At 54.6% G+C, this 24,276-nt stretch carries 24 protein-coding genes; 2 read left to right on the forward strand and 22 right to left on the reverse strand.

All coding sequences use genetic code 11. The annotated features are described in order from the left end of the window. Positions 1-73: 73 nt before the first annotated feature. The gene (tviB, locus tag ACSJDS_RS14275) at positions 74-1,360 is read left to right on the forward strand and encodes a Vi polysaccharide biosynthesis UDP-N-acetylglucosamine C-6 dehydrogenase TviB (protein WP_473033857.1); all 1,287 of its coding nucleotides are present in this window, start codon (positions 74-76) and stop codon (positions 1,358-1,360) included. Positions 1,361-1,432: 72 nt separating this feature from the next. Here tviB and ACSJDS_RS14280 read toward each other — a convergent pair whose 3' ends face one another. The 15 genes from ACSJDS_RS14280 to ACSJDS_RS14350 form a co-directional block, all read right to left on the reverse strand. Next, positions 1,433-2,623: a DegT/DnrJ/EryC1/StrS family aminotransferase gene (locus tag ACSJDS_RS14280; RefSeq protein WP_473033858.1), complete on the reverse strand. Its 1,191-nt coding sequence runs from the start codon at positions 2,621-2,623 to the stop codon at positions 1,433-1,435. A gap of 63 nt (positions 2,624-2,686) precedes the next feature. Further along, positions 2,687-3,112 carry an ATP-grasp fold amidoligase family protein gene (locus tag ACSJDS_RS14285; RefSeq protein WP_473033859.1) on the reverse strand — a complete coding sequence of 142 codons (426 nt, stop codon included), beginning with the start codon at positions 3,110-3,112 and terminating at the stop codon, positions 2,687-2,689. Then, complete coding sequence (locus ACSJDS_RS14290; protein WP_473033860.1) at positions 3,037-3,417, reverse strand: hypothetical protein; 381 nt, start codon at positions 3,415-3,417, stop codon at positions 3,037-3,039. The genes ACSJDS_RS14285 and ACSJDS_RS14290 overlap by 76 nt, the downstream gene beginning before the upstream one ends. After that, the gene (locus ACSJDS_RS14295) at positions 3,411-4,769 is read right to left on the reverse strand and encodes an IS1380 family transposase (protein ID WP_473032624.1); all 1,359 of its coding nucleotides are present in this window, start codon (positions 4,767-4,769) and stop codon (positions 3,411-3,413) included. Before ACSJDS_RS14295 ends, ACSJDS_RS14290 begins: the two co-directional genes overlap by 7 nt. A gap of 87 nt (positions 4,770-4,856) precedes the next feature. Then, entirely contained in the window at positions 4,857-5,315 is a 459-nt protein-coding gene (locus tag ACSJDS_RS14300) for a hypothetical protein (protein ID WP_473033862.1), read from the reverse strand. A gap of 26 nt (positions 5,316-5,341) precedes the next feature. Beyond that, positions 5,342-6,001, reverse strand: a complete 660-nt coding sequence (locus ACSJDS_RS14305; RefSeq protein ID WP_473033863.1) for a sugar transferase — start codon at positions 5,999-6,001, stop codon at positions 5,342-5,344. A 33-nt stretch (positions 6,002-6,034) separates the two neighbouring features. Then, entirely contained in the window at positions 6,035-6,811 is a 777-nt protein-coding gene (locus ACSJDS_RS14310) for a YdcF family protein (protein WP_473033864.1), read from the reverse strand. After that, positions 6,808-7,431 (reverse strand): GNAT family N-acetyltransferase, encoded by a 624-nt coding sequence (locus tag ACSJDS_RS14315; RefSeq protein ID WP_473033865.1) that lies wholly within the window; start codon positions 7,429-7,431, stop codon positions 6,808-6,810. The genes ACSJDS_RS14310 and ACSJDS_RS14315 overlap by 4 nt, the downstream gene beginning before the upstream one ends. Further along, entirely contained in the window at positions 7,428-8,438 is a 1,011-nt protein-coding gene (locus ACSJDS_RS14320; RefSeq protein WP_473033866.1) for a sugar-transfer associated ATP-grasp domain-containing protein, read from the reverse strand. Before ACSJDS_RS14320 ends, ACSJDS_RS14315 begins: the two co-directional genes overlap by 4 nt. Before the next feature lie 4 nt (positions 8,439-8,442). Next, on the reverse strand, positions 8,443-9,573 hold the full coding sequence (locus ACSJDS_RS14325) for a hypothetical protein (protein WP_473033868.1): 1,131 nt from the start codon (positions 9,571-9,573) through the stop codon (positions 8,443-8,445). Between the two features lie 71 nt (positions 9,574-9,644). Beyond that, entirely contained in the window at positions 9,645-10,763 is a 1,119-nt protein-coding gene (locus tag ACSJDS_RS14330) for a glycosyltransferase (protein WP_473033869.1), read from the reverse strand. Positions 10,764-10,823: 60 nt separating this feature from the next. Next, complete coding sequence (locus ACSJDS_RS14335; protein WP_473033870.1) at positions 10,824-11,360, reverse strand: glycosyltransferase family 4 protein; 537 nt, start codon at positions 11,358-11,360, stop codon at positions 10,824-10,826. Next, positions 11,357-12,034 carry a hypothetical protein gene (locus ACSJDS_RS14340; protein ID WP_473033872.1) on the reverse strand — a complete coding sequence of 226 codons (678 nt, stop codon included), beginning with the start codon at positions 12,032-12,034 and terminating at the stop codon, positions 11,357-11,359. The genes ACSJDS_RS14335 and ACSJDS_RS14340 overlap by 4 nt, the downstream gene beginning before the upstream one ends. A gap of 156 nt (positions 12,035-12,190) precedes the next feature. Continuing rightward, positions 12,191-12,835 carry a YrbL family protein gene (locus tag ACSJDS_RS14345; protein ID WP_473033873.1) on the reverse strand — a complete coding sequence of 215 codons (645 nt, stop codon included), beginning with the start codon at positions 12,833-12,835 and terminating at the stop codon, positions 12,191-12,193. A 239-nt stretch (positions 12,836-13,074) separates the two neighbouring features. Next, positions 13,075-14,591, reverse strand: a protein-coding gene (locus tag ACSJDS_RS14350; RefSeq protein WP_473033874.1) for an IS3 family transposase whose coding sequence is annotated in 2 segments (ribosomal slippage) — positions 13,075-14,154 and positions 14,157-14,591 — 1,515 coding nt in all. Because the reading frame shifts where the segments join, the coding sequence is not laid out codon by codon here. A 253-nt stretch (positions 14,592-14,844) separates the two neighbouring features. On the opposite strand from ACSJDS_RS14350, the gene ACSJDS_RS14355 reads away from it, so the two are divergent. Then, positions 14,845-15,975 carry an IS5 family transposase gene (locus ACSJDS_RS14355; RefSeq protein WP_473033875.1) on the forward strand — a complete coding sequence of 377 codons (1,131 nt, stop codon included), beginning with the start codon at positions 14,845-14,847 and terminating at the stop codon, positions 15,973-15,975. A 19-nt stretch (positions 15,976-15,994) separates the two neighbouring features. Here the strand turns inward: ACSJDS_RS14355 and ACSJDS_RS14360 are convergent, their stop codons facing one another. From ACSJDS_RS14360 to ACSJDS_RS14390, 7 genes are read right to left on the reverse strand one after another with little or no spacing between them, the layout of a single operon-like run. Continuing rightward, the gene (locus ACSJDS_RS14360) at positions 15,995-17,122 is read right to left on the reverse strand and encodes a glycosyltransferase (RefSeq protein ID WP_473033876.1); all 1,128 of its coding nucleotides are present in this window, start codon (positions 17,120-17,122) and stop codon (positions 15,995-15,997) included. A 14-nt stretch (positions 17,123-17,136) separates the two neighbouring features. After that, complete coding sequence (locus ACSJDS_RS14365) at positions 17,137-18,147, reverse strand: ATP-grasp domain-containing protein (RefSeq protein WP_473033877.1); 1,011 nt, start codon at positions 18,145-18,147, stop codon at positions 17,137-17,139. Then, entirely contained in the window at positions 18,144-19,268 is a 1,125-nt protein-coding gene (locus tag ACSJDS_RS14370) for a hypothetical protein (protein WP_473033878.1), read from the reverse strand. Before ACSJDS_RS14370 ends, ACSJDS_RS14365 begins: the two co-directional genes overlap by 4 nt. Positions 19,269-19,287: 19 nt before the next feature. Next, the gene (locus ACSJDS_RS14375) at positions 19,288-20,631 is read right to left on the reverse strand and encodes a hypothetical protein (protein ID WP_473033879.1); all 1,344 of its coding nucleotides are present in this window, start codon (positions 20,629-20,631) and stop codon (positions 19,288-19,290) included. Positions 20,632-20,643: 12 nt separating this feature from the next. After that, positions 20,644-21,780 carry a glycosyltransferase gene (locus ACSJDS_RS14380; protein ID WP_473033880.1) on the reverse strand — a complete coding sequence of 379 codons (1,137 nt, stop codon included), beginning with the start codon at positions 21,778-21,780 and terminating at the stop codon, positions 20,644-20,646. Further along, entirely contained in the window at positions 21,773-22,855 is a 1,083-nt protein-coding gene (wecB, locus tag ACSJDS_RS14385) for a non-hydrolyzing UDP-N-acetylglucosamine 2-epimerase (RefSeq protein ID WP_473033881.1), read from the reverse strand. Before wecB ends, ACSJDS_RS14380 begins: the two co-directional genes overlap by 8 nt. A 41-nt stretch (positions 22,856-22,896) precedes the next feature. Then, on the reverse strand, positions 22,897-24,252 hold the full coding sequence (locus ACSJDS_RS14390; RefSeq protein ID WP_473033882.1) for a capsular polysaccharide export protein, LipB/KpsS family: 1,356 nt from the start codon (positions 24,250-24,252) through the stop codon (positions 22,897-22,899). Between the last annotated feature and the right edge of the window lie 24 nt (positions 24,253-24,276).

Raw genomic sequence — 24,276 nt, forward strand, 5'->3', positions numbered from 1 at the left:
TCACTAGGCGTGCTAAATAAGGCGCTGATGCCGCGGCATCTCGATGGCAAAAGTTCGATAAGGATGGCCAGTGATGAAGATAAAATTCAGCCTGGAAGGTGTCAAGGTGGCCATCATTGGCCTAGGCTACGTAGGATTGCCGCTGGCGGTGGAATTCGGCAGGCGACACCCGACGCTCGGCTTCGATATCAATGCCAGGCGCATTGCCCAACTGCATGACGGCATCGATACCACCCTGGAAGTCGAGCCCCAGCTGCTTCGCCAGGCCAGCCAGCTGAGCTTCACCAGCGATGTGAACGCCCTGCACAATTGCAATGTGTATATCGTCACCGTGCCGACGCCCATCGACCACCAGCGATGCCCCGATCTGGCGCCACTGGTCAAGGCCAGCGAGACCATCGCACAGGTGCTATCCCGGGGCGATGTGGTCATCTTCGAATCGACCGTCTATCCGGGTGCCACGGAGGAGGTGTGCATTCCCGTGATCGAGCGGGCCTCGGGGCTGACCTACAATAGCGACTTCTTCGCCGGGTACAGCCCCGAGCGCATCAACCCCGGCGACAAGGAACATCGTGTCACCACCATCCGCAAGGTGACATCAGGCTCGACGCCGCGGGTCGCTGATTTCGTGGACGACTTGTACGCCTCGATCATCACCGCGGGCACCTTCAAGGCCAGTTCGATTCGCGTGGCCGAGGCCGCCAAGGTCATCGAAAATACCCAGCGTGATGTCAATATCGCCCTGATCAACGAGCTGGCGATGATCTTCAACCGCCTGGGGATCGACACCGAAGAAGTGTTACAGGCGGCCGGCACCAAGTGGAACTTCCTGCCCTTCCGCCCGGGCCTGGTGGGCGGCCACTGCATTGGTGTCGACCCCTACTATCTGACCCACAAGGCCCAGCAGGTCGGCTACCATCCCGAGGTGATCCTCTCGGGGCGGCGCATCAACGATGGCATGGGGGCCTATGTGGCGGGTCAGCTGGTCAAGCAGATGATCAAGCAGCGCATTCAGGTCCAGGCGGCCCGGGTGCTGGTGATGGGGCTCACCTTCAAGGAGAACTGCCCTGACCTGCGCAATACAAGGGTCACCGATATCATCCACGAGCTGGACGATTTCAACGTCAGGGTCGATGTATACGACCCCCACGCCGACAAGGACGAAGCCCTGCACGCCTACGGCATCCGCCCAGTCGATCAGCCCGAATCGGGCGCCTACGACGCGATGATTCTCGCTGTGGCCCACCGGGATTTTGCCGATCTCGGCACCGCGCGGATCCGCAGCTGGGGAAAACCCCAGCATGTGCTCTATGACCTCAAATACATGCTGGGGAATGGGGATGCCGACTTGCGGCTGTAATCCCGACGCATCATACGATGAACCCGGCCGGGAACCCGGCCGGGTTCATTGTGTCAATAGGACCAATACGAATCAGTCGACCGCCAGCGCCATCACCTCCTGCAGTGTCTGGCAGGTGCGATTGATCTCGTCATCGGTCAGGGTGGGGTGGCACAGGAACATCAGGCTGTTCTCACCCAGTTCACACGCGACGGGGAGTGGTGCTTCCGGCCGCCAAACTGTGCCATCAAACGCCTTCTCCAGGTAGACCTCCGAGCAGGAGCCGTAGAAGCACGGCACGCCGTGATCAACGATCGCCTGCTGGATGCGGTCACGATCCCAGCCTTCCGCAAGCTGCCCGGGCTCGACGAAGACGTAACACTTGTAGGCGGCATGTTCGATATGCTCAGGCACTGTCGGCACCCGCAGTCCGGGGCAATCTCTTGCCGCCTGCCAGATCCGCTGGGCATTGGCCTGCCGGGCCGCTTTCCACTCCGGCATCCGCGCAAGCTGAATGCGCCCGATAGCCGACTGCATCTCGGTCAGCCGCCAGTTGGTGCCGAAGCTCTCGTGCAGCCAGCGGAAGCCCGGCGGATGCTCGCGCTCGTAGACCGCCTCCCAGCTCTTGCCGTGGTCCTTGTAGGCCCACATGCGGCGCCACAGGGCCTCGTCACTTGTGGTGACCATGCCCCCTTCCCCGCCTATGGTCATGATCTTGTCCTGGCAGAATGACCAGCAGCCCACGTGGCCAATGCTGCCCACGCTGCGGCCGCGATAGCGGGCGCCATGGGCCTGGGCGCAGTCCTCAATCACGGTGAGACAATGCTGCTCGGCCAGCGCCATCAGCGCATCCATCTCACACGGCCAGCCGGCCAGGTGGACGGCAAGGATCGCCCGGGTGTTGGGGGTAATCCTCTCGGCCACCGTGCCGGCAGTGATGTTCTGGGAGTCGCGATCCACATCGGCGAACACCGGCACCGCCCCGGCGGTGACGATACTGGAGGCCGAAGCCAGAAAGGTACGCGAGGTGACGATCACCTCATCGCGCCCCCTGCCCTCGCCTTCGCCGAAACCCAGCCCCTTCAGCGCCAGGTCCAGCGCTGTGGTGCCGTTGGACACGGCGATGGCGTACTCGGTACCGGCAAAGGCGGCGAACTCGCGCTCGAACTGGCGGCCCTCCTCGCCGGTCCAATAGTTCACCTGGTTGGAAAGCAACACACGCTGTACGGCTTCGGCCTCTTCCTCGGTGAAAGAGGGCCAGGGGGAGAAAAGTTTAGTCAACATGGTAGCCAAGAATATCACCAGATAATTTATATTATCGCCAGGTTGCGTAAAGCCATCTGGCAATCATAAGAAAAGAACCTTATTTTCATTAAAATAATCAACAGACTGAATATTTCTTTCTCCTTTGTCCAGCGCCCGCCGGGCGGCAAGCCACCTCCTACCCAACTCCATATTCTTTTTAATCTCAAAGTGACAAGAGTCTCCGGGTATCGGGGTGATTTCACCTAAAACAACTCCGCGCGTAGTTATATAGAAATCTAAGCGACAAAAAGAAAGAGGAATTTTACTTGAAAGTTCTTCTGCAATACACGTAACCTCTTGGATGCAATCGGCTGACGGATTGACATCCAGCGGACCCTCTGGATAGTTGGCAATTCTAATGGGCTTTCCGGCCGGACTAAAGCAAGAGCTTTTTACGCTACCATTACGCTGCATGCAGAGAATATGATCGACACCATACCCATAAAAACAATAGGCTTTATAATCCATGATTTCATCAAAAAAACATCTTGCAACCGCTCCTCAACCAAAACAAGAGAAGTGCCGTGCTCTTTATTATCCTGATTCCGTGAAGCCAGCGCCGACACTTCCCCTATCACCGCCAGTGCGCATTTTTTGACCTCCGATTCCGTCTCAACTGCCCAATGCATGCCGGTGATGGCCGACCAGGGCGGCGTCGACCGGCGACGGCAGCCCGTTTTGACATGCATTTCTACCCGCCGGGCACGGTGATGCTGGCTGCCGGTGACCGTCAGCCCTCTGCGTGATGTCGTTGTCCGACAGACGATCAGCATGGTGTGCCTCGGGGATAGCGAAGGCGGCATCGCAGGGTGTTCAACACCGTCATGCGCCCGATGTCCTGCCCGAAGTCGAGGATGACCTGCCGTGCCTTGTGGATCACGAGAGCCGCGCGATGTACCAACTCTTGGAGCACGGTGCGGATCCGGCGCCGCTTGGCGGGATGGCGCACCGGGCTCAGCTCGCCGGTCATGCCCATCTGGCCCATCAGCCGCAGGATGTTGTAGGCCAGCTGGGCGAGGTGCAGAATCAGATCATTGGTGGCGAACTTTCCCGACGGCAGCCGCTCCAGGTCGAGATCGGTCTTGATCTCGCTGTGAAACTGCTCATGAGTGGCATGCGCCTGGTAGCGTTTGATCACCGCCTCCGGCGCCTCGTCCAGGCTGGTCCACCAGCCTTCCAGCTCATAGTCCGGTTCGAGCAGTAACTGGCCATCGTGATCGGCGGTGCGCTCCACCAGACGCATCACGCGCTTGAGCTCGTACTCAGACCGACCATCGCGGATCGAGACGGTCTGCGTCCATAGTGCCTGGCGCTTTCCGGGGCGCAATTCTTCCCAATAGTCCGCCGCCACGGCCAGCCAGGTGTCCTGATCGGCCGTGGCCGAGTCCCGCGGGTTCCATTTGACGAGGTAGTCCAGCTGGCGGCCTTCCTCGGCAAAGGCCAGCCGCTGCCGTTCGAGAAGGGCCAGATGCGCTTGGCTGTCGAAGCCGCTGTCCTCACGCAGCAAGATAGGTCGCTCGGTCAGGCCTTGGGCGCGGGGCAGCACCCGCTCCAGGAAGGCGTTGCTCTCCTTCATGGTGTGCTGCTTGCCGGGACGCAGTTCCAGGCCCAGACACCACCCTTCGTTGCCCAGGTAGGCGGCGATTGGGGTGTAGCCGTCGACCTTCTTGTAGGTCCGCGAGACGCCTTCCTTCTTCGAGTTGCTGTTGTCCATGACGAAGGTGTCGATGTCGAGGCAGACATGTGTCGTCTCGGCGGTGATCGGTGCCTCCACCAGCGACAGCAGGGTGGTGGACCAGGTGGCGGTGCGTGCCTGCAGGTCGTTGGCGGCAAGCTTCTCCAGCCGCTGTCGCAGCGTCGCCGTGCTCGGCACCTTCTGCAGGGTCAGCAGTTGCTGGAAGGGCTTGTCGCGACGGAAGTTTTCGATGGCATCATAGTCGCTCATGCCCAGGCACAGCAGGCCCAGGTAGCTCTTGACCACGTCGCTGGTGCGCATGCCCAGCGTGGTGGGGAAGCGGCTGTCGATGCTGTCGACGCCGGCGATCTCGAAGCACTGCCCGATGATGGATAGCCCGGCGTGGCTGGTAAGGGTGCGGCGACTGGCGCGGAATTTGACGTTGGGCATGGCACTGTCTGGGTGAATGGCGATATCAGGTATATTGCCATGCAGGTCAGTGGGTTAGAAGCGCTTCAGGAGGGCAGCCTCACGGATTCAGGTATTATACCAATGCATGAATTTTGGCACTGATAGACCTGAACCCAGGAGAGCGTGACCTTTTATATAGACCCTCTGGTCTTTTATATCAATAGGATAACAGCCTTTGGCAGAGCAACCAAATGCAGGCTTGACAAAATAACTCCCATCATTCAAGCACCCCCACTCACCCGGAGCTGTTACATATGCCTCAGGAAGTGGCGCACCAATAATGCTCATAAAACCTCTCTGATTTACTTTATTTTGAAAATGCACGTGCGGGTGCTCATAGCCCGCCAGCTTTCCAAGGCGGCATCTTGCATATTCGAACGAAACAAGGTCACTAAAAGAAGGGTAAAAGCGTCCTTTTCCATCGATTCTCCTTAACAAGCGCCATTTCTCAAACTTGTTATATAAGCGGCTACGATTGAGCCTTTTTTTTACCACCTTCTTGAAACTTAAAACCCTAGTATTCATACCCTCTCCATCTGTAAACCTGGATGTCATAAAAGTGTTTTTAGGATATAATTCATATCCCCAAGGAGACTCCAGCAGCGAATGTACTCCAGGTTCAGCCGCACCTTGTCGGGCCAGATTACCTCACGGTTGTAGCGCTCCGGATCAAGCTGGGCAGCCAGAAGCTCTTCCTCGTTGCGGTACGCCAGCGTAGCCGGCCCGGTAATCCCGGGCTTCAGGCTAAGCATGGCGCGTGCCTCGCCCTCCAGACGATCGGCGAAGCCCGGCACATCGGGCCGGGGGCCCACGAAGCTCATCTGACCCAGCAGCACGTTGAAGAGCTGGGGCAGCTCATCGATCTTGGTACGGCGCAGAAAGCGTCCGACAGGCGTGATGCGCGGATCCCGCCCGGTAGTCACCGTAGTGGTCACCTCTGCGGAGGGGCGCATGGTGCGAATCTTGACCACCCTGAAACGACGACCATGCTGGCCTACCCGGTCCTGAATAAAGAAACCGTTCTGACGGGTATCCAGGGTGCCCAGCAGCCAGGCCAGGGCGATCAACCAGAAAGTGGCAAGCAGCCCCGCCGCCGCGCCCAGGAAATCGAAGCTGCGCTTGAGCGCCTGCTGGCGGCGGGAGAGGCCCAGCCCCACGCGGCCAGCGCCGACGGTAACCGCATTATCCAGAGAAGAGTGTGGCGTAGACACGAGACAGAAAGCTCCTGTGGAGAAGGGGGCTGGCTAAACCCAGCCCCGCAGGCGGTAATAGAGAATGCCAATGACTTCATGCATGGCACGAGTACTGCGCGACAGCGCCCTGGCGCTGGGCAGCCAGCGACGCAGCTGAAAGCTGGCCGGTTGGGAAATGGAAAACCCGGTGGCCACCGGCATGATCTCGACCTCCAACGCCGACAGGGTGGCCAGAGAGCGGCGCATATGGGAAGCCGAGGTCACCACCAGCAGCGACTCGACGCCGTGCTCGGCCAGCAGCGGCGTCAGCTCCACCACATGGCCCCGCGTAGTGAGCGCCGCGGTTTCCAGGATCAGCGCCTCCAGGGGCACGCCCATATCGGTCAGGAACAGCACCCCGGCCTCTGCCTCAGTCATCCCCGCGGTGCGCTGGGGCTGGCGACCACCACTGAGGATTACGCGCGGCGCACGCTCAGCATGGTAGAGCCGCGCCGCATGCCAGTAGCGATCAATCGCGCCCCCGGCAGAGGGATAGAGCCACTGGCCATTCCCAGTGCTGAAGGCGCCGCCCAGCACCAGCACCGCATCGGCCGCAGGCACAGCATCAACCGGGCGATCGGCCCAGTCACGCTCCAGCCACCAAAGCATCCGGTCGGCCAGTGCAGGGGTGGAGAAGGCCCAGAGCGTCACCAGTCCGGCACCAAGAGCACCCAAGGCCGGGCGGCGACGGCGCCTCCAAAGCAATACAAGACCGATTAGCAGAAGTGCCAGGCTGAAACCCAGCGGATAGGCCAGCAGCGCCAAAGTCTTGGCAAGCTCGTAGATCACAACTCGACCATTCGCTGGCCCGTAGGCTCATCCACGAACTCCACCAGCAGGTAGTCGTTGCCAAGCTCACCCACAGTACGTGCATGGGGGTTGTTATGATGGGAGCGCATCACCGCCTGGTTATGCCTGGAAATGGTGGTCATGCAGCGAAACCCCGACCACCAGGCCGTGTGGTACATGATCTGGTTCATCACCCGACCGATGCCCTGCCCTTCGCTGGGCGCATCGATCAGCCGCCCCACGAAGCAGCGGCAATTGCAGAAGCAGCGCAGGAAGAAGTAGCCGACAAGCTCGCCATCGTCATTCCACACGCCGAACATCAGAAAGGCCGGATTGGCCCACATGCGCTGAAGGTTCGGCAGCGCAAAGCCGTGGGGCTGGAAGTAGCGCAGGCGCGACGGTTCCTGCCGGGCCAGCAGCTCAGCCAGCTGAGGCAGCTCATCACGACTCATGGGGCGGAAGACAAAGCCCTCCAGGGTGAAGGAAGCAAAGGCACGCTGCATCTGGCGCTGCATGCGCCGGCCGTGCAGCAGCGCATAGCCCCGGGCGTTGGGCCACTCCACCCAGCGCCACAGCCAGGGCAGCCGGTGCTTGATAAACAGCATCATGCGGGCAATCATGCGGCCTCCAGCATCGCCTTGAGCCCACGCCTCACCGGCAGCTGCCACACCAGCTTGCACCAGTCGTGGTTGCCCTCGATCAAGCCGGGCCCCTCGGGGGTGATCACCACATCCCAGCCGATGGAGCGGTTCTCGGGATGTTTCAGGCTGGCCTGGCGCACCAGCGCCAGGGTCTCGTCCCAGAAGGGTAGCGCAAAGCCCTCGATGGGCGTGCCCGTCACCGGATGAGCGGGCTCCGGCGGCCGGGTGATATCGGAGTAGACCCCGGGGCCGTTGACCCTGCCGCTGGCCTCATCGATGGGTGCCGCGAGATTGCCGGCGGCCAGGTTGTCCACGTGGGAGTTGACCGAAATGCGCAGCCGACAGCCCAGTACCCGGTAGTTGCCCGTCTCATCCAGCAGCGTGAAGAGGCGTACCGTGTTGACCCCGGAGGGCGACAGGGCCTGCAGTTCGGCATGCTGCTCCACGAAGCTCTCCACCATGTCGAAGCCCTGCTGCTTCATCCAGCCCACCAGATGCGCCGCACTCAGCTCGGCGGTGGCGTGAACCTGCACGCTGGCCCCGCAGTTGCCGGTGGCATCCTTGAACACCAGGCGCCCATGTTCGGCCAGGATACGCTCGGCAAGCACCGGGCTCGCCTCCAGCTCCTCGATTGACCACAGTGAGTGGCGGAAGAACTTCCGGTAGGCCTGGTAGAAGCGGCGCTTGTCGTTGAGCAGCCCGCGTGCCCCAGGGGGATTTACCCGCCGCTGGAATTCGTACATGGTGCCGGTACCCGCCCAGGTGGCCTTCTCGGCAGCGCCCAGGCCGGCAAAACCAAACTGGTACCACTCCAGGGGAGAGATGTTGTAGCGCAGAGAGTCTCCCATCAGCAGTGCCGCCTGGCGCAAAGTGCCCATCCCCTCGAGCTGGCGAGTATGACGCATGAAGCGGCGCAGCAGCGGCCAGTTCATGCGGCGAACATAGTAGCCCAGATAGGCTGTGCGGCGTGCCAGGGCCAGCGTCATCGGCTCATCCTCTCTCTCCCTTCTCCATGATCTGCACCAGCTCATCCACGCTGACAAAGCGGATATCCGGCCAGCGGCGCAGCATGCCAGCCAGCAGCTCGTCCAGCTTGGCCAGCCCCTGCTGGCGGTTGGCAGGATCGATATGCCCCGAGTAGTTCACCCGGTGCGATGAAATGATCACCGGCTTGCGCCAGCGAAAGGCCCGTTCCATCTCCCCCAGCGCCTGGCCGACCGGGTCGGACTTGTTACCGCTGCAGGGCTCGAAGCTCAGGGTGCGTACCAGCTTGGCCGGGCGTTTGCCCTTGGGCGGGGTCAGGAAGTTGATGCTGCGCCGGCTCTTGCCGCCACCCGCCGGCTGCTGCCCGCTCAAGGGCTTATCGATGGAGCGAACCCCCAACCCCGCCACGAACGCATCCAGCGCTGGGTGCAGCTTGAGGGCGGGCGGCGTAAAGGTGGTGGAGGCGAAGCCGAAGGTCGTATCGAACAGGGCAAGGCCTTCGCGGATAATGTCACGGTGCTGGGCCAGCAGCGCTTCCTCATGCAGCGAGAAGGCATGAGTGAAGGCCACGCCCGGCATCTCGGGCACCCCGGAAAGTCGCGCCAGGCTGGCCACCTCGAGATTGGCCTTCAGATCCTGGTCGCCACGTTCCAGCTTGCGCTCGATCAGCGGCACGCTGAAGTGCTCGCGGCCGTGGAACTGCGGCCGAATCAGGCCCTCACTCATGCCCTCCTGCCACGCCCGCCAGGTCCCTTCATAGGCTGCCGGCTCCTCCGCCGCCAGGCGGGTAAAGGTGTCGCTCAGGGTCTCGAAGGCGTAGCGCCCCTCGCGGAGCATCAAGGCGGTATCCGGGTTGGCGGAAAGTGCATAGGCGGTAAACAGCGCCTTGCGCTGATCGGCATCCTGGTGACTTGCGAGTACCTCATAGAGCCTATGGAGGTCTTCGCGGGTCTCCACGCTGTCGCAGTAGTCCATGTAGCCGCCAAAACCGCTTACCTTATCCTTGAGCGCTTCAACAGCAGGCTGGTTGGCAGTGCGAATGCTGCCATAGTCATCGACGGCAAAGGCTACGTACTTGACCCCGGTGTGCCAGCCGGGTAAATGCTTGAGGTTCTGAAATAGCGCCCTGTAGGCCATGGGTGATCGTCCCTGTATAGCTGGATGCGGTGGTAGTGGTATGGTCCCGGGAGATAGTGGAGGCCGTGCTGTCAAAGGTAGCGCTGATAAATGCGCGACATGGCATGAAGTGACTTCTCGAGATGGAACTTCTCCATGCTGCGGTGGGCCCGCTCACCCATCTCCTGCCTCAAGGCCGGCTGCCGCTCTAGCTCCACGATACGGTGGCAAAAGTCGTCACAGTCTCCCTGACGATAGAGAAAGCCATTGGCCTCGTGATCGATCAGCTCCGCGTGGCCCTTGTCCAGGCTCGCCACCACCGGAACACCGCACCTCATCTGCTCCGCTACCCCCAGGCCAAGGCCCTCGTGGCGGCTGGTGGAAACGCCCACATCAGCAATTGGCAAAATTTCCGGCACATCACGACGAAAGCCCAGAAACATCACTTGCTCATCAAGCCCCAGGCGATGGGCCAGGGCACGGGTCTTGTCGAAGTCCACACCCGTGCCCACCAGCACCAGTTTGATGGAGGGAATCACTTTCTTGAGCTCGGCCAGCGCATGAAGCAGAAAGCCATGATTCTTGCGCGGAATAAATTCGGCCACATAAACCAGCACAAAATCACCTGCCGAAAACCCCAGCCGGGAGCGAAGCTCGCTGCGATGCGCCTCCTCGACGCGATGAAAGCGCTCGGGTGATACTCCGACACCAGGTATCAGGTGAGTGGCGCCTGCACCAAAATACCGTTTCGAATAGTAGAAGTCTGTCTTGTTGATACAGACGATGCCATCAGAACGGAAGCTGAGCAGATGCTCCAACGGAAAATAGACCAGCCAGCGCAGCAGGCTTGCTCCTGGATAGAAATGAAAGCCGTGCGCGGTATAGAGAACCCGGGGTCGAGCCGCTGCCTTGCGGGGCACCGCCAGACGCACCAAGGCACTGGGGATGGGCGTATGACAATGCACCAGGTCATAGCTGCCCGCCTGGATGATCTCTTTCAGTTTCCTTACCGAGGCAAGATGCTCAAGGCTGAGCACCTTGCGGGGAAAGGTGAGATCATAAAAAATTTCCACATGGGGTAGCGTAATATCGGACCTTTTTTCCGCAACGACATCTACCTTATGCCCTTCACCTTCCAGCATACGGAAGAACGGCACGTGAAAGGTATCAAGGTGGATATCGCTGGCAGCAACATAAAGAATGTGTGCCATGAAGGCCTCTTGTATAAATTTCTAAAACAGGAACACTGACATCCGCGCCGTCGAAGAGAGCTATGGGTGCTTCAAGTTATTGGCCTCCAAAAACCTGGCAAAGGCTTCCTGGCGCTTTTTTTCCAGGTGCTCGATACTATATTGCGTGGAGGTGTTGAAGTTGGCTTTCGCCTCAGTGCTCAAGTCGGCTGTGCTCATCATTACCTCCAAGATACGAGCAGCCGCGGCAACATTACCGGGCGGGAAGATTCGGTTGGACGGAAGCAGCTCGGGTATTCCGCCCGTCTTCGCTCCCAGTGCCGGCATGCCGCGGCTCATCGCCTCAATCACGGCCCGTGGCAGCCCCTCCTGCTTGCTGGGCTGCACATAGATATCCATGTCGTCCAGCATCGAGAAAACTTTCGAGTGGGGTATAGCACCGTGGAAATGCACCAGCTCGGATACCCCTGCACGAGCAGCTGCATTTTTCAAGCGCTGAGGATCCCCATCTCCAATCAAATGATATTCGCAAACAATACCTCTTTGTTTGAGCAGCTTCAGGGCAGCGACAATATCAGCTTGGCCTTTGTAGGGTGTGGAGACAGAGGCCACCGTCACCAGCCTGGGGGCGCCGTTTGATTTCCGATCGCGATCTTCTCAAGTCTTTCCTGGAGCACCTTCTCATCCGGCTGGCTCAGGTCTACATCGGATATTGCGAATGCTTCTCCACAAGTAGGGTAGCGCCATTGCAAGAACTCTCTTGTCACGTAAATAACAAATGGAGCTTTCCTGATCACATGACGTTGAGCGAGAAAATAAAAAGGGGCCGTCGCCTTCACATACAATTTGTGATTAGATAGGGCATCCCAGTTACAGGCGACACACTCGACAATATATGGCTTGCCCATCTCTCTCGCATAGCCTACTGCCCAGCGCGAAATCAAACTTGGAATTCTGGCAACTATAACATCTGCCTCTTGCACAGACTGTCTTATCACCTCCCTGGCCCGCCTGGCATTCTTCAACCGCCCTACTGGAGACAGCACATCGGGCACATCAGTTACCCTCAATGAGTCACTCGTTAGCCTAGAAAACTGAGCGCCAGGGTTTTCCATTGGGTGAACACGCATCATAAAATTTACGACATTACCCAGAGAGAGATAGCGGCTTACAACTTTATCTGTGTAGTGCACACCGAAATAGCCACCAAGACTTTCAAAGTAAAGCGGCCCATTGTGAACAAAAAGGACTTTTTTTGCACAACTATCATCACTTGAATCACTTACCTTCATTAAGCATCCTGCCTTGACTGACTTTCTTTTAAGCTAGGGAGTAAAAAATCACGCACTATTTTAAAATCACCATCTAGCTTGACAGTGGGGGGGGGGGGGCAGAGAAAACGCACGAAAACCATCAGACCGCTAGGAAACTTCAGTAGGGCGTAATACTTATTTAACCGAGCCACTAAGCTTTTTCCATCCCGGACCACTTTTATCACGCGCACTCCAACATTTACCAGTTGTGATGCATTCTTGTATACTGCGACGCATTTTCTCTAGAGATTTTCGCCAAGCCCATGCACTGATTTTTCTGAATCGCAGAGATGTTGTCTCCCCCAAACCGTCGACCACGCAAAACCCTTTTCCATCAGGCCGTAGAACAATATTCCGTGCATTAAAGTCACTTACCACAACGTGCAGCTCGCTTAGACGATTTGCCAGAACATTAACAGACTCCCTTAATTGTTGATTCACACGCCTTTCTCGAATAAGATCATCTAATGTAGGAGACAAGTAAGAATTTGGTGATGAAATTCTATCAACTTCCAAGCCCAGCCCCATTGATGTTTCTACAACACCGTGTATTGGGGCTACCAATGGCTCGGCGTTAGCATCTCTACTACGAAGCACCAAATATTCGCTAAGCTCTTCTAAAAAGTCATCGTAAATTCCACCACGACCTACACGTTGCGCATTTGGCAATTCAAAGTTTGGCCTGAGGACTTTAATGAGGCGGCTTTCATTTTCTGGGTGATTGTAAACTAATCTATGCCCACCGTGGCATATATAGAGATTCGGATCAAGGTTTATCATTTAATGGCTGCCTTTTTATCAGTAATCTAAAATTTAAATACAAAGATAACCATGTGAAAGCAATTGGTCGGAAAAAACTAAAATGATTGACGACAGATATTCTTGACGACACGAAACGGGTGGCCAGGAACAGCTCTCGGTAGGACACCTTCTTCTGGTGCTCTGCTTGTGCGAAAGAGATCTGCTTTATCGGGTCGGAGCCTGTCAACATAGATGACACATGAAATAGCTCTGGCTCTTTAAAATCCTGCTGCTTGTGGCACCGGTTCCCGCTCGGGATTTAGGTACACGACCTTTGGCAAACTGAGTTTCCGGATGCCACCTGACCAGCGTCCCGGGTGGCGCTGCTTCGCCGCCTCGAAGACTTCCCGGCGCTTCGCCAGGATACCTTCGGCTTCGCCGCTATGACGCTGACTCGGCGTGACGTAGCGAAGCGCACTGTGCCGATGCTCCTGGTTGTACCACTCGGTGAATCGCTGGACCCACTCCTGCGCCTCGGTCAGGGTGGCAAAGCCATCGACGGGAAAACCCGGCCGGTACTTCAGCGTCTTGAAGGCCGACTCGGCGAAGGCGTTGTCGTTACTCACCCGTGGACGGTTATACGACGGGGTGATGCCCAGGTCGTAGAGTTTCTCCAGGAAGGTCGCTGCCTTCATCGGGCTGCCGTTATCTGAGTGGAGAATCAAGGGCTTGTGACGATCCGTGAGGTGCTCTCGCCAGCAGGCCTTTTGAATCAGCTCGGCGGCCAGCTCGCCGGTCTCCGTCTCGTAGACCTCGTGCCCAACGATCTTGCGGCTGAAGACATCCATGATCAGATACAGGTACCACCAAGTGCCGCGTGCTGGGCCTGGCAACCAGCTGATATCCCAGCACCAAAGCCGGTTTGGCGCGGTGGCTTGATGCGTGGTCGGCGGGCGCTTGCGCTGTGGGGCCTGTTGCCGGCCCCGGTGATGTTGCTGGTCGTATTCATGCAGTACTCGATACATCGTCGACTCAGAGGCCAGGTAGCGGCCCTTGTCCGCCTGATCGGCCACGATGAAGGCCGGAGGGCGGCTCCGATACTCCGGGGCGTTGCACAGCGCCACGATTGCCTCCCGCTCCTCAGGCGATAGCTTATTGGCCGGTTCCGGGCGGTCGGCATCGGGGCGGCGATCAGCCGTCACCTCGCCGTCGGCGACCCAGCGATAGCAGGTCCGCACGTTGATGCCCATCACCTGACAGGCCTTGGCCAGCCGAGCACCGTCATGCTGGGCATCTTGCACCAGGGTCACGATGCGCTGGCGATCCGGGAGGCTGGTCAGTCGTCCTCGTCGTTGGTCGTGCCCCAGATCGCCTCGGCCTTTTTTGACAGGGCCAGCAGCGCCGCTGTCTCAGCCAGAGCCTTGTCCTTGCGGCGTATCTCACGCTCCAACTGGCGGAGCCGCTTCTTCTCTTCCTTGCGCTCCTGGCGGAGCTGCTTGGCCTGCGCTGCCGCCTCATCGTTGGCGTTCATGCAGGCATCCCGCCAGGCCTCCACCTGCTCGGGGTAGAGCCCACGCTCACGGCAATAGGCGCTGAGCTCGGCCTCGTTCATCGGGGCCGTCTCCAGGACGATTTGGAATTTCTCCTGGCTGGTCCACTGGTCGGGCTGGGTCGAACGTGATGGCAAAACCTGTCCTCGTGCTCTGGCCTGTTTCCGCCAATTGTAGAGGGTTGTCGCTGTGATGCCTTCCTGCTCGGCGAGTTCCGGGATGGTCATGCTCATGGGCGGCGCCATCTTCCGGAGGATGGCTTCCTTACGCTCTGCGGGGTAACGCACGCTGATCACCTCTCAATCCGTTTAGGTGACAACTACGTTGACAGATAGGGGGGTGGCTCGGTGAGGTTGTAGCGACAGGATAGCCGTATTTACCCCGACGAAGGCTGTCAGGCAGCTGCGGCGGGATTTGTTCAGCATTTCCTTAGAGGGTGTTTACAAAATGGTATATAATTGATTGCTGTCACCACCCTCATGAGCGGGAGCAGCAAACATGGCGCGCCGAGGTCGCCCCAAGAAGGTTAAGCCTGAACACCTGCCGGTACTGCGTGAGATCGTCACCGACCTACCGCTGGCGACTCTCACTGAAATTCGCGATACGTTCGCCGACAGGACTGGGATATCGCTGTATATCGGCACGTTGCGCAAGGCGCTTCAGGAGGCCGGTATCACGCGCCACAAGGGTGCACCCCATGAATCAGCCGACCACGGTGACCCGCCGCCTGAGGCAGAACCGCCTGCACGGTATGGCTATCAGGACCGCCACCGACAGCAGGCTCCAGAACAGCGCTATCCCAGCTGCTTGACCGATGCAGAATGGGAGTTGGTGGCCGAGATCTTTGAGGGTGATGGCCATCGTGGCACACCACCTCGTTACCCACGGCGCTTGCTGGTTGATGCGTGCTGCTATGTGGTCGGCAGTGGTTGCTCGTGGCGGATGTTGCCACAGGACTTTCCACCATGGCAGAACGTGTATCGCACCTTTCGACGCTGGAGCGAACAGGGCAAATTTGAACAGATGCACGACCGCTTGCGCGCTCAATGGCGTGAGCGTGAAGGGCGTGACTCGATGCCCAGTGCCGCCATTCTGGATGCCCAGTCGACGCGGCATTCGCCGCAAGGTGGAACCAGTGGCTACGATGCCGGAAAGAAGGTCAAAGGTCGGAAGCGCCATGTCCTTGTCGACACTCTGGGGCTGGTGCTCGCCGTGAGTGTGACGGCCGCCAGCGTACAAGATCGTGACGGCGCACATCCTGTCATGGCTAATGGTATGGGAAAATATTCTGAAATATCAACGGTTTTTGTTGACACAGGATATGCGGGACGCTGCGCACAGACGATCAACCAACAGCACGGTATTACAGTTGAGGTCGTACGCCATCCTGGCAATGCCAACGTGGGCCGGTGGTGTACACCGAACCAAGGAGACCTCTTCACACGTCAGCCGGATGCCAAGGGTTTCACCGTCCTTCCGAAACGGTGGGTTGTCGAGCGAACCCATGCCTGGATCGAAAAGGCACGTCGGCTCGTGATGCACCATGACCGACGTGTCGAGGTCTCCGAAGCCTGGGTATGGCTGGCGGCTGGCCGCCAATTACTCAACCGATTAACTCACATAGCCTGAAGAATTTGTAAACACCCTCTTAGCGAACCAACAAATCACGCACAATTTTAAAATTACTTTCTAAATCATAGCGGTCACCGGCCCACTTACGCACGACCCTCACCGAGTATGGAACCTCTGACAAAAAGTGACTCACCACATTAACACCGGCCTGCACATCCCCAGGCGAAAACAAATAGCCATGCAGGCTATCAGGTACTGTAGCCTTGATGGAAGATATATTGGTTGCAATGACCGGCACCTCGCACAGCATCGCTTCTATCAATGCATTAGGCTGACCTTCAGTCACCGAAGTAAACAAAAAGACATCCATAGCAGAATATAACTCTTCAATATCACTCCTCAAACCCAGACAGAAACATACGTCAACCAAGCCTTGAGCTGAAACTATGCCAGCAAACTCCTGAGAATCCGTTCCCGAGCCCACAGTCAAAAGTTTAACTTGATTACTCGAAGCCCTGAGCTTTTTAACAATAGCCAACAGGCTTGCATGATCTTTGGCTGGATCAAACCGGCCAACATGGCCAATAACATAATCCTCATCGCTTAACCCAAGCTCTCTTCTTAATCTTTCTCTCACGGACTGAAGGCGTTTGAAACGCTCTGAACTCACTCCATTGTGAACAACCTGAAAACGCGAGCTGTGCTTCCATATATCTGGATGAAAACAGTCAAGTGCAGCAATGCTGTTAGAAAGAATTTTAGTGGAAGAAAAACTTAACAGATTTAACGATAACCACGCGTACGCTCTGTTGAGAAAACTAGGCTTGTATGCGGGGGTCGAGCGGCGATGCCAGGCAACCCGGTTCTTGACACCAGCGCACCAGCTCAGGAAAAGTGCAGGACCACCAAAAACCCCAGTAAATGTCATAATTGCATCAAAGCGCTCTTCCAGAAGAAACTTGTAAAACCTTAACGCCCCAACTGGTGAAGCCATCACTGTTGAAACAAAATGAGTAATAGCGCTTTCTTTCTCAAAAGATGCGACCATACTGTTATTTTTTCTTTTCCCAGACGTTACATGCCACTCAAACTCTTTGCACCCCAGATGACTAACCAACCTAAGGGCATAGTTTTCGGCTCCACCACTATCATAGCTTGGCAAAACAATTAATACTTTCAAAGCAAGACCTTCCAGAAACTTCATTGCCTAGTCACTTGTCAGCAGGAAATCCTCGCTTGCTCAACCATCCACCCTTGCGGCTCTATTTCAGCGGGGTGCCACTGCATATCCTGATCCCAGTACCCTTCACATGGGTCATACACTTCCGTGATGAAACCATAGCTAACTTCAATCACAGATGGACTGCCTTCTGCATTGAAAACAAAATCTAATGCAGCGCAATCACTGCCCAGATTTTTCGTCACACGAAATGCCATATACACGCACCGCTCATCAATATCTTCACGCGCATAGGAAATTCGGCCGCTGCCAGAAGCGCGAAAATCTCCGGGCCTTACCATACGGCGGATGCCAAAGGCGCGTTCTCCGATGACGATAACTCTGGTGTCGCTGTCGTTTTCTGGAATAAAGTCCTGAAAATAGACATAGCCACGCTCACGACCAAGAATCTTGGAATAACGTGGTGGATAGATAATCCGTGCGGCTCCCTTGAGAAGGCTGATGAGCGAGGCTTGTCCACTCCGCATCTTGTAGAGCCGCTCTTTGAGGCTTCCCCAAGGGTCATAAACCGGAAAGCCGCGGCCGAAGGCACGCTTGATCAACCGACGAGCCTGCTGGCTGTTTCTTACAAGCTGAACCCCAGCAGAGCCGGCGCCGCGTCTCAGCTTGAAAACCTTTGGAAATTCGGTGCTCTCGACCCAAGCCAGGGCCTTGTCACGCTCGACAAAGACATGGGCAGGAACCGACGGGATATCCAGTGCCTCGAAAAGATACTTCTGCGCCACCTTGTCATCGAAGTGCCAGGCGGTACGGAAGTCAGGAAACACCTTCAGTCCTGCGTGCTCAAGAGCCGACAGGATCTGTCGAGCAATCAGGATGTCACGTGGGTTGGACTGGCCGTGATGCCACATCAGGGCACGACAGCCCTGGAGCTGCTGAATGATATCCGAGTCGTAGCAGTTTACCAGGCGATAGGGAATAGCATTCTGTTGGCAATAGGCGACCCAGCGTGGGTGAAATCCTGTGGTGCTATCGTGGATGGCGATCATTGTGCAGAAGACTCCATTCGGCTGGCCAGGGCATCACTGCTGATAAACTCAACTTGCGGCCAGCGCTGCCGAACCTTTGTAAGCAGTTGATCGAGCAGCATAAGGTTGTGGTCCCGGTGTGCCGTACTCATTCCACTGACGTAATTGATTCGGTGGCTACAGATCACGGCGGGCTTGCCCAGCAGAAAGGCCTGCTGGATCTCACGCAGTGCCTGAGCGGCCCAGTCTCTGCGATTATCCAGATAGGGCTCGAAGTGTACATTGCGTACACTATAGCGCTGTTTTAGAGTATTCAGCTGCCCTGTATAGTGGCGCTTAATAGCTGGTTGGCCCTCCGGACTCGGTGAGATATGGCCTGCCTGAGTCTGCATCAACCGCACGCCCTGCTCAGCCAGCGTGCTCTCCAGCGCAGCAGGCCATACATAATTGCAAGCGATAAAGGTGGTCGAGGCAAACCCAAACAGAGACTGGAACTGCTTCAGGCCGTCCAGGGTGATATCACGGATTGCCTGCAGCTGCTGTGGGGAGCCAGGCCAGTAGGCGGCGAGGTAGTTGCCCTGGGGCGGCGCGCCGGTACGGGTCTTGAGTCCGTAGAAGCCGTGGCGAAATGCCAGGCGAGTTTCGGCGTGGCCAGCGCGTAGATCCTCCATCCACAGGGTGCAGTTCAGGTGTTCCCGGGCGTGGAACTGGGGCCGAATCAGCCCTTCCCCCATGGCCTGCTGCCAAAGGGGCCAGAGGTCGTCGCCATGATACGCCCGATAGCTCTCGCCAAAGGGCTGATGGTGGAAACGTGCGAAATTATCCGCCTCGATGGCTGCGAAATCGGGATTGCCCATGACCGTATTGAAGGTAAAGGTGGCCGGGCGCCCCTGTCCGTCTCGGTACTTTGCCAGCAGGTTGAAAAGCGCCTCCAGGTCCTGGCGATTTTCCAGGCAGTCGAGCCGGTCATAGAGGGAGCGATCAACACGGATACCGGCATCCAGCAGGTTTGCGTAGACCTGACGGGAGGGCGTGCGGATGGCCCCCCAGTCATCGCTCTCGATCACCAACAACTTGCGGCGCGTTCGCCAGCCGCGCAGGTTTGTAAAGCAAAGTAGCGCTTGATTTTTCAGCCTGCTCATCGTTAATCTTTTCGGAAAGTTAAAGCACAGCCCTAAGCAGACTTAAGGTGTTACTGAAGACAGTTCTTAGCAACCAGAAAATCACTTCATACAGGCTCATACTAGCCTCTACAAACGGGGCCACTAAGAAGTTGCCAGCTACTAGCCAAATGGATGAGTAGCCAAGCATAAAACGAGCGCCTAGAGCGATATTGATGGCGAGTAGTAACGTGACAAAATAAAAAACCTGCCAATCTATTTTCTTGTGCAGCGATTTATCTGCAAAAAAAAGCACCAGCGCTCCGAGCAAAACCATTTCAGCCAAATTATAGAACCGACCGAGAGATGGGATGTAACTGACCATATTTATGGCACCGTAAGCTAACATGCCAAAGAGAAAAAGTTGGCTCTGAAGTCCATTATTTCGTAAGCATCCTCGCCACACCATCCAGCTCACACTGCTAAAAAAGAAAGCAGTTAGTGCCATGTGGTTCAACTGTAGGAACCAAATTTGTGCTGCTCGCCGCTCTTCCATATGATCAGGCGCTCTTTCTGCCATCAGCAGATAGCCACTAGCGCGCTGCTCGATCGGTAAGGGAAGCAACCCCATCAGCTCCTGAACCGTTGCCAGATCTAAGGCTGCACCTAGAAAAGAAAATATAAAAAAAACATATACAGCGAGGGAGAAGTGCCTAGCAAAGTAGTATACTGCCAATAACCCACATGGCAGCCAAAATGAAAAGTGTATTAGCGGCGTCAAGAGCATTACTACTAAAAAGCGAAGTTTTTGCGTCGCAAGAAAGTGCAACAGACCAAAAATGAAAACATGGAGCGCCGTCCACATACGAACGCCATTGAGACCAGACCCTATATTCACATGTAACGCGTAAGCGGCTAATAAAACAATCAGTAGTGGAGTAATCTTTCCTGGAATTCTATCGATCAAGAACCAGATGTTACGTGAATACGCATAACCAAAAAGCACCCCAAATGCCGCAAATAACAGACCATGATGATCTGTCAGTATCGAAACCAGGTAGGTAAGCAACCCGCGATATATGTCTTGATGACGACTTCCTTCTGCAAAAAAGCTATTCAGCAGGCCAGAGAAATCACCTTGATCACGGTGCATATTGGCCAGCATCTCTGCATACCTTACGGAGTCCCCTCCCGAACCAGACGCAATGTAGAATACAGCACCGTAGAATATGACAAAGATCCAGATGACATTACGGGATGCAGGATCACGTGGGTGCAAGAGACTCAGCACTGCCATAAGAAATGGTGCCATGATAGTGGCACCGTATAGAGCCATACCACGAGCAGATATGGTTATTTTCTTTTGAAGGTGTTTGGTGGCTTGCAGAGGATACTGCTGCATCATGAGGTTGCCCAGTCAAACGACTTTTTTCGAAGCCAAGGTTTTCTCTGCCAGCTGGTCAAACTGTTCGACCACATTGACGATATCGTAGCGTTCTGGATTCTCGATTTTCAGCGCATTTATACAATCGCCTGATAAGAACTGGTCCACAACCTCAGCATTGACTTCATTGGATTTAATATTAAGCACAGGTCGATTGCAGAGCCAATAGTCGATCAGCTTGCTGGGTGATTGACGTGCACCTACATTCTCGATATTCAGCAGAAAATCCATTGATGCGAGCTCTTTCATCAGCTGATCACGCGGAGTAAAATCACGCACTATAATACGGCTGTCCTGTCGCGCGTAGGGCTCGACCAAAACTGGGTTTTTCGTAAAGACATGAAACTCAAAATCATCGCTCCGCTTAACAAGCTCCTTCAGGAATTTAGTTGGGTCTCGCCGCCCGGGAATAAAAAGGCCAGCATAGGCAAACCTTACAACGCCATCATTTTTAGGGTGTATATCCTTCAGATGGACGTAATCATCGAAGCAAAAACCCTGAGGGATAACATGAACCTTGTCTCTAAACTCTGAGTAGTAGGCTTCTCGGGCACCTTCCACAGGCACCACTACAGCATCTGCACGGCGACAGAATGCTTTTTCTACATACTTAAAATAGGGGGCCGGTTTGAAAGAGTCATTTTCTTGCCCCATGAAAGGGTCACCGCAATCAGCTAACCACACATCGGCCGGCTTCCTTCTACTGGAGAAAGCCCGTGCCACGCCCCAATGCACTGAATGCGGTGCTGCAATGGAGATCAGCACGTGATGGTGTTCCACTTTCTTGAGTGCCTTCGGTATCCGAAAGGCTAACTCAACGGTCGGATAGCTCAAGGTAATGGATAGTGCACGACGGGCGGCACGAAGAACTATGTTCGAGCGACCAAAAAAGTTAATCGGTATTTCCGGGCACCAATCCCTCCCCAGTTCTATCATTCTGATATTGAATTCCAACGAAAGGCTTTCTTGTTTCGGATGGTGGGTGGTTAATACACTTACGCGATGGCCCTGCCGACTGAGCTCCTTAGCTAACTCCGTAGTCCTATTAGCTCGTGGAGAATTATCCGGATAGAAACACCGGCTGACAATCAGATATTTTTTTTCAGGCACTAGCAATTTCCTTTAGATGTGTAGCGATACGTTCAGCAGTTCTACCATCCCACTTCATAGGTACCGTACCCTGCCGCCAACGACCTTCAATCAAATCTTCCATCGCCTCGCGAATTGCGGCGTGATTATGACCCACCAATCGATTGGTACCTTGAATCAATGTTTCCGGCCGTTCTGTATTTTCTCGCAAAGTTATGCAAGGTATGTTTAGATAGGTGGTTTCTTCTGAGACACCACCGGAATCGCTGATCACCCCTCTCGCGTCACGTACTAAATAGACAAATTCCAAATAACTTAGAGGCGGCACTATCACCAAATTGGAATAACAGCCAGCTAGATATTTTACTTTGTCATGGGTACGAGGATGCACAGGAAATACAATAGGAAATTTAGCTTGGCTACAGATAACATCAAGTAGTCCTTTCAAATGGACAGGGTCATCCACAGTAGCAGGTCGGTGCATAGTAATTACGAGATATTCGCGCGGCTTCAGCCTAAAATCAGCGCATATTTCTGGCTTCTCGACTCGCCCAATATTATCCACAAGTGAGTCAATCATAACATTTCCGACAAACACAATTTTTTCTTCCGGGATACCTGCCCTGCGCAGATTTTCATTAGCACTTAAGCTTGGAGTATAGAAGATATCCGTCAAGCTGTCGGTAACAATTCGATTGATTTCCTCAGGCATGCTCATATCACCCGAGCGTATACCAGCCTCCACATGCGCCAACATGCATCCCATTTTTTTAGCAACAATACTACACGCGAGTGTACTGTTTACATCACCCACTACCAGGACCAAATCAGCTGGATTTTCCACCAATTCTCTCTCAAAAGAAACCATAATAGCTCCTGTCACTTCAGCCTGACTACCAAATCCACAAGCCAGATTAATGTCAGGCGCGCGAATACTCAAATCATCAAAAAAGCTTTGGCTCATCCCATGATCATAGTGCTGCCCGGTGTGAATCAGACGACAACGAATTGGGCTATTAGTGACATATTCTTTTGGCTCCAAGGCACGCAGAATTGGCGCAACCTTAACAAAATTGGGACGAGCGCCCGCTACCATAGCTATTCTCATATCCATTAACCATTAGCTTTATCTTAAAATTAAAGAGTATGAATTATTTTCTTCAATGAACCAGAAACTAATTCCAAATTTCTTTCGTCATCATAACTTTCCACTAAATTCTCGTAACCAGGGTAGATTATTCCATCCCCCATTCCTGCAGTGAGTTCTACTATATTATCCATTAGTATCTGGGGGTCAATTTTTTCATTAGCTATCTTTTCAATATTTATATCTTTAGAAAACCTATGAACACCAGGAAGCCCCGCGTACCAAACCGACTCACCAAAAACAATAACTGGCTTAAGACCAGTTATTGCTTCCCAACCAACTGTACCTGAAATTGTAGCGGCCACTTTTGACTTGCTTAATAACTTAACGGTGTCTTCATCTTTATTGACACACTTTACATTTGGGATTAATCCTAGCCTTTTATAAAAATAATCTCCACGTTGCATGTAATTTTGTAACGGGTTTTCCTTCACATAAATTTTCCATCCAAAAGGAAGGACAGATGAAAGGTGCTCTATTGCAAGAAGTTGATCTTTATACTTACCCCCATAAACGTTAGTTGACAGCTCCGGCTGAAGGTGAAGTGCGAAATATAGATATGGAGACTCATATTCTTTTAGATATTCAAAATGCATAGAAAGATTTTTTTTGAACTCACATTGCCTACGGTACCGAATGATTGATTGTAGCTTCTCAGGCCCTGCTATCAAGCGCTTTGCGAGTCTATACTCGTCACCAAATTTCTCATGTATCCTCTCTATCAGATTTTTCTTTGCATGTTGGCCACAACCTTTCATATAGAACCATTCTTTTTTATGCGCACCTTCACAAATATCAAATCCCAGTTTTGTTTTATTGAAAATTTTTTTATTTTCTCTAACGTCAAATATTTCGTCAACGTTATTCGAAAAGAAAAACTTATTAGGTATTTTTGACTGCTCAAGTATTAACGTCTTCAATTTCAAAGCTTTTGCTCCTATGTACAGAGCATAGTCGCCTTCATAATGTGGGGGGCGGTTAAATATGACAAGATCAATATTGTCATCAGACAATCTGCCTACTGTATAGTTAACCAATAGATAAAAAGAATTCTCCATATCCGCTAGTGTTCTTGAATCAAGCTCGAATCCACCATACACTGAATTCCTACTAGCAAACGTAATATATGAAAAAATCTGGTCATCCTGCAGCTCATAAAACTTAGATTTTGTCCCCTTGACTAACCACTCCTTGAAAGACTCAATTGACTTAGCATCTGTGTTTTTTTTGGGCCTTATAATTTCGTTGTCACACCAAACAACTTTATTCCATAACCCCTCTGACTTTAGTCGACTTATCAAGCGACTTTCCAAATTAACATTTTGCTTGCAAAGCCATACATTCATATAATTTCCCCCGGCTTACCTTAA

The organism is Halomonas sp. SL18_1 (genome assembly GCF_055755715.1).

Coding starts and splice junctions, on each gene's coding strand:
- ACSJDS_RS14375 (WP_473033879.1), bottom strand. CDS start 20,631: ATGATGCAGCAGTATCCTCTGCAAGCCACCAAACACCTTCAAAAGAAA.
- ACSJDS_RS14295 (WP_473032624.1), bottom strand. CDS start 4,769: ATGCCCAACGTCAAATTCCGCGCCAGTCGCCGCACCCTTACCAGCCAC.
- ACSJDS_RS14390 (WP_473033882.1), bottom strand. CDS start 24,252: ATGAATGTATGGCTTTGCAAGCAAAATGTTAATTTGGAAAGTCGCTTG.
- ACSJDS_RS14285 (WP_473033859.1), bottom strand. CDS start 3,112: ATGGATTATAAAGCCTATTGTTTTTATGGGTATGGTGTCGATCATATT.
- tviB (WP_473033857.1), top strand. CDS start 74: ATGAAGATAAAATTCAGCCTGGAAGGTGTCAAGGTGGCCATCATTGGC.
- ACSJDS_RS14365 (WP_473033877.1), bottom strand. CDS start 18,147: ATGATCGCCATCCACGATAGCACCACAGGATTTCACCCACGCTGGGTC.
- ACSJDS_RS14300 (WP_473033862.1), bottom strand. CDS start 5,315: ATGAATACTAGGGTTTTAAGTTTCAAGAAGGTGGTAAAAAAAAGGCTC.
- ACSJDS_RS14345 (WP_473033873.1), bottom strand. CDS start 12,835: ATGATAAACCTTGATCCGAATCTCTATATATGCCACGGTGGGCATAGA.
- ACSJDS_RS14340 (WP_473033872.1), bottom strand. CDS start 12,034: ATGAAGGTAAGTGATTCAAGTGATGATAGTTGTGCAAAAAAAGTCCTT.
- ACSJDS_RS14315 (WP_473033865.1), bottom strand. CDS start 7,431: ATGATTGCCCGCATGATGCTGTTTATCAAGCACCGGCTGCCCTGGCTG.
- ACSJDS_RS14320 (WP_473033866.1), bottom strand. CDS start 8,438: ATGACGCTGGCCCTGGCACGCCGCACAGCCTATCTGGGCTACTATGTT.
- ACSJDS_RS14330 (WP_473033869.1), bottom strand. CDS start 10,763: ATGGCACACATTCTTTATGTTGCTGCCAGCGATATCCACCTTGATACC.
- ACSJDS_RS14280 (WP_473033858.1), bottom strand. CDS start 2,623: ATGTTGACTAAACTTTTCTCCCCCTGGCCCTCTTTCACCGAGGAAGAG.
- ACSJDS_RS14290 (WP_473033860.1), bottom strand. CDS start 3,417: ATGCTGATCGTCTGTCGGACAACGACATCACGCAGAGGGCTGACGGTC.
- ACSJDS_RS14360 (WP_473033876.1), bottom strand. CDS start 17,122: ATGAAGTTTCTGGAAGGTCTTGCTTTGAAAGTATTAATTGTTTTGCCA.
- ACSJDS_RS14355 (WP_473033875.1), top strand. CDS start 14,845: ATGGCGCGCCGAGGTCGCCCCAAGAAGGTTAAGCCTGAACACCTGCCG.
- wecB (WP_473033881.1), bottom strand. CDS start 22,855: ATGGTAGCGGGCGCTCGTCCCAATTTTGTTAAGGTTGCGCCAATTCTG.
- ACSJDS_RS14370 (WP_473033878.1), bottom strand. CDS start 19,268: ATGAGCAGGCTGAAAAATCAAGCGCTACTTTGCTTTACAAACCTGCGC.
- ACSJDS_RS14325 (WP_473033868.1), bottom strand. CDS start 9,573: ATGGCCTACAGGGCGCTATTTCAGAACCTCAAGCATTTACCCGGCTGG.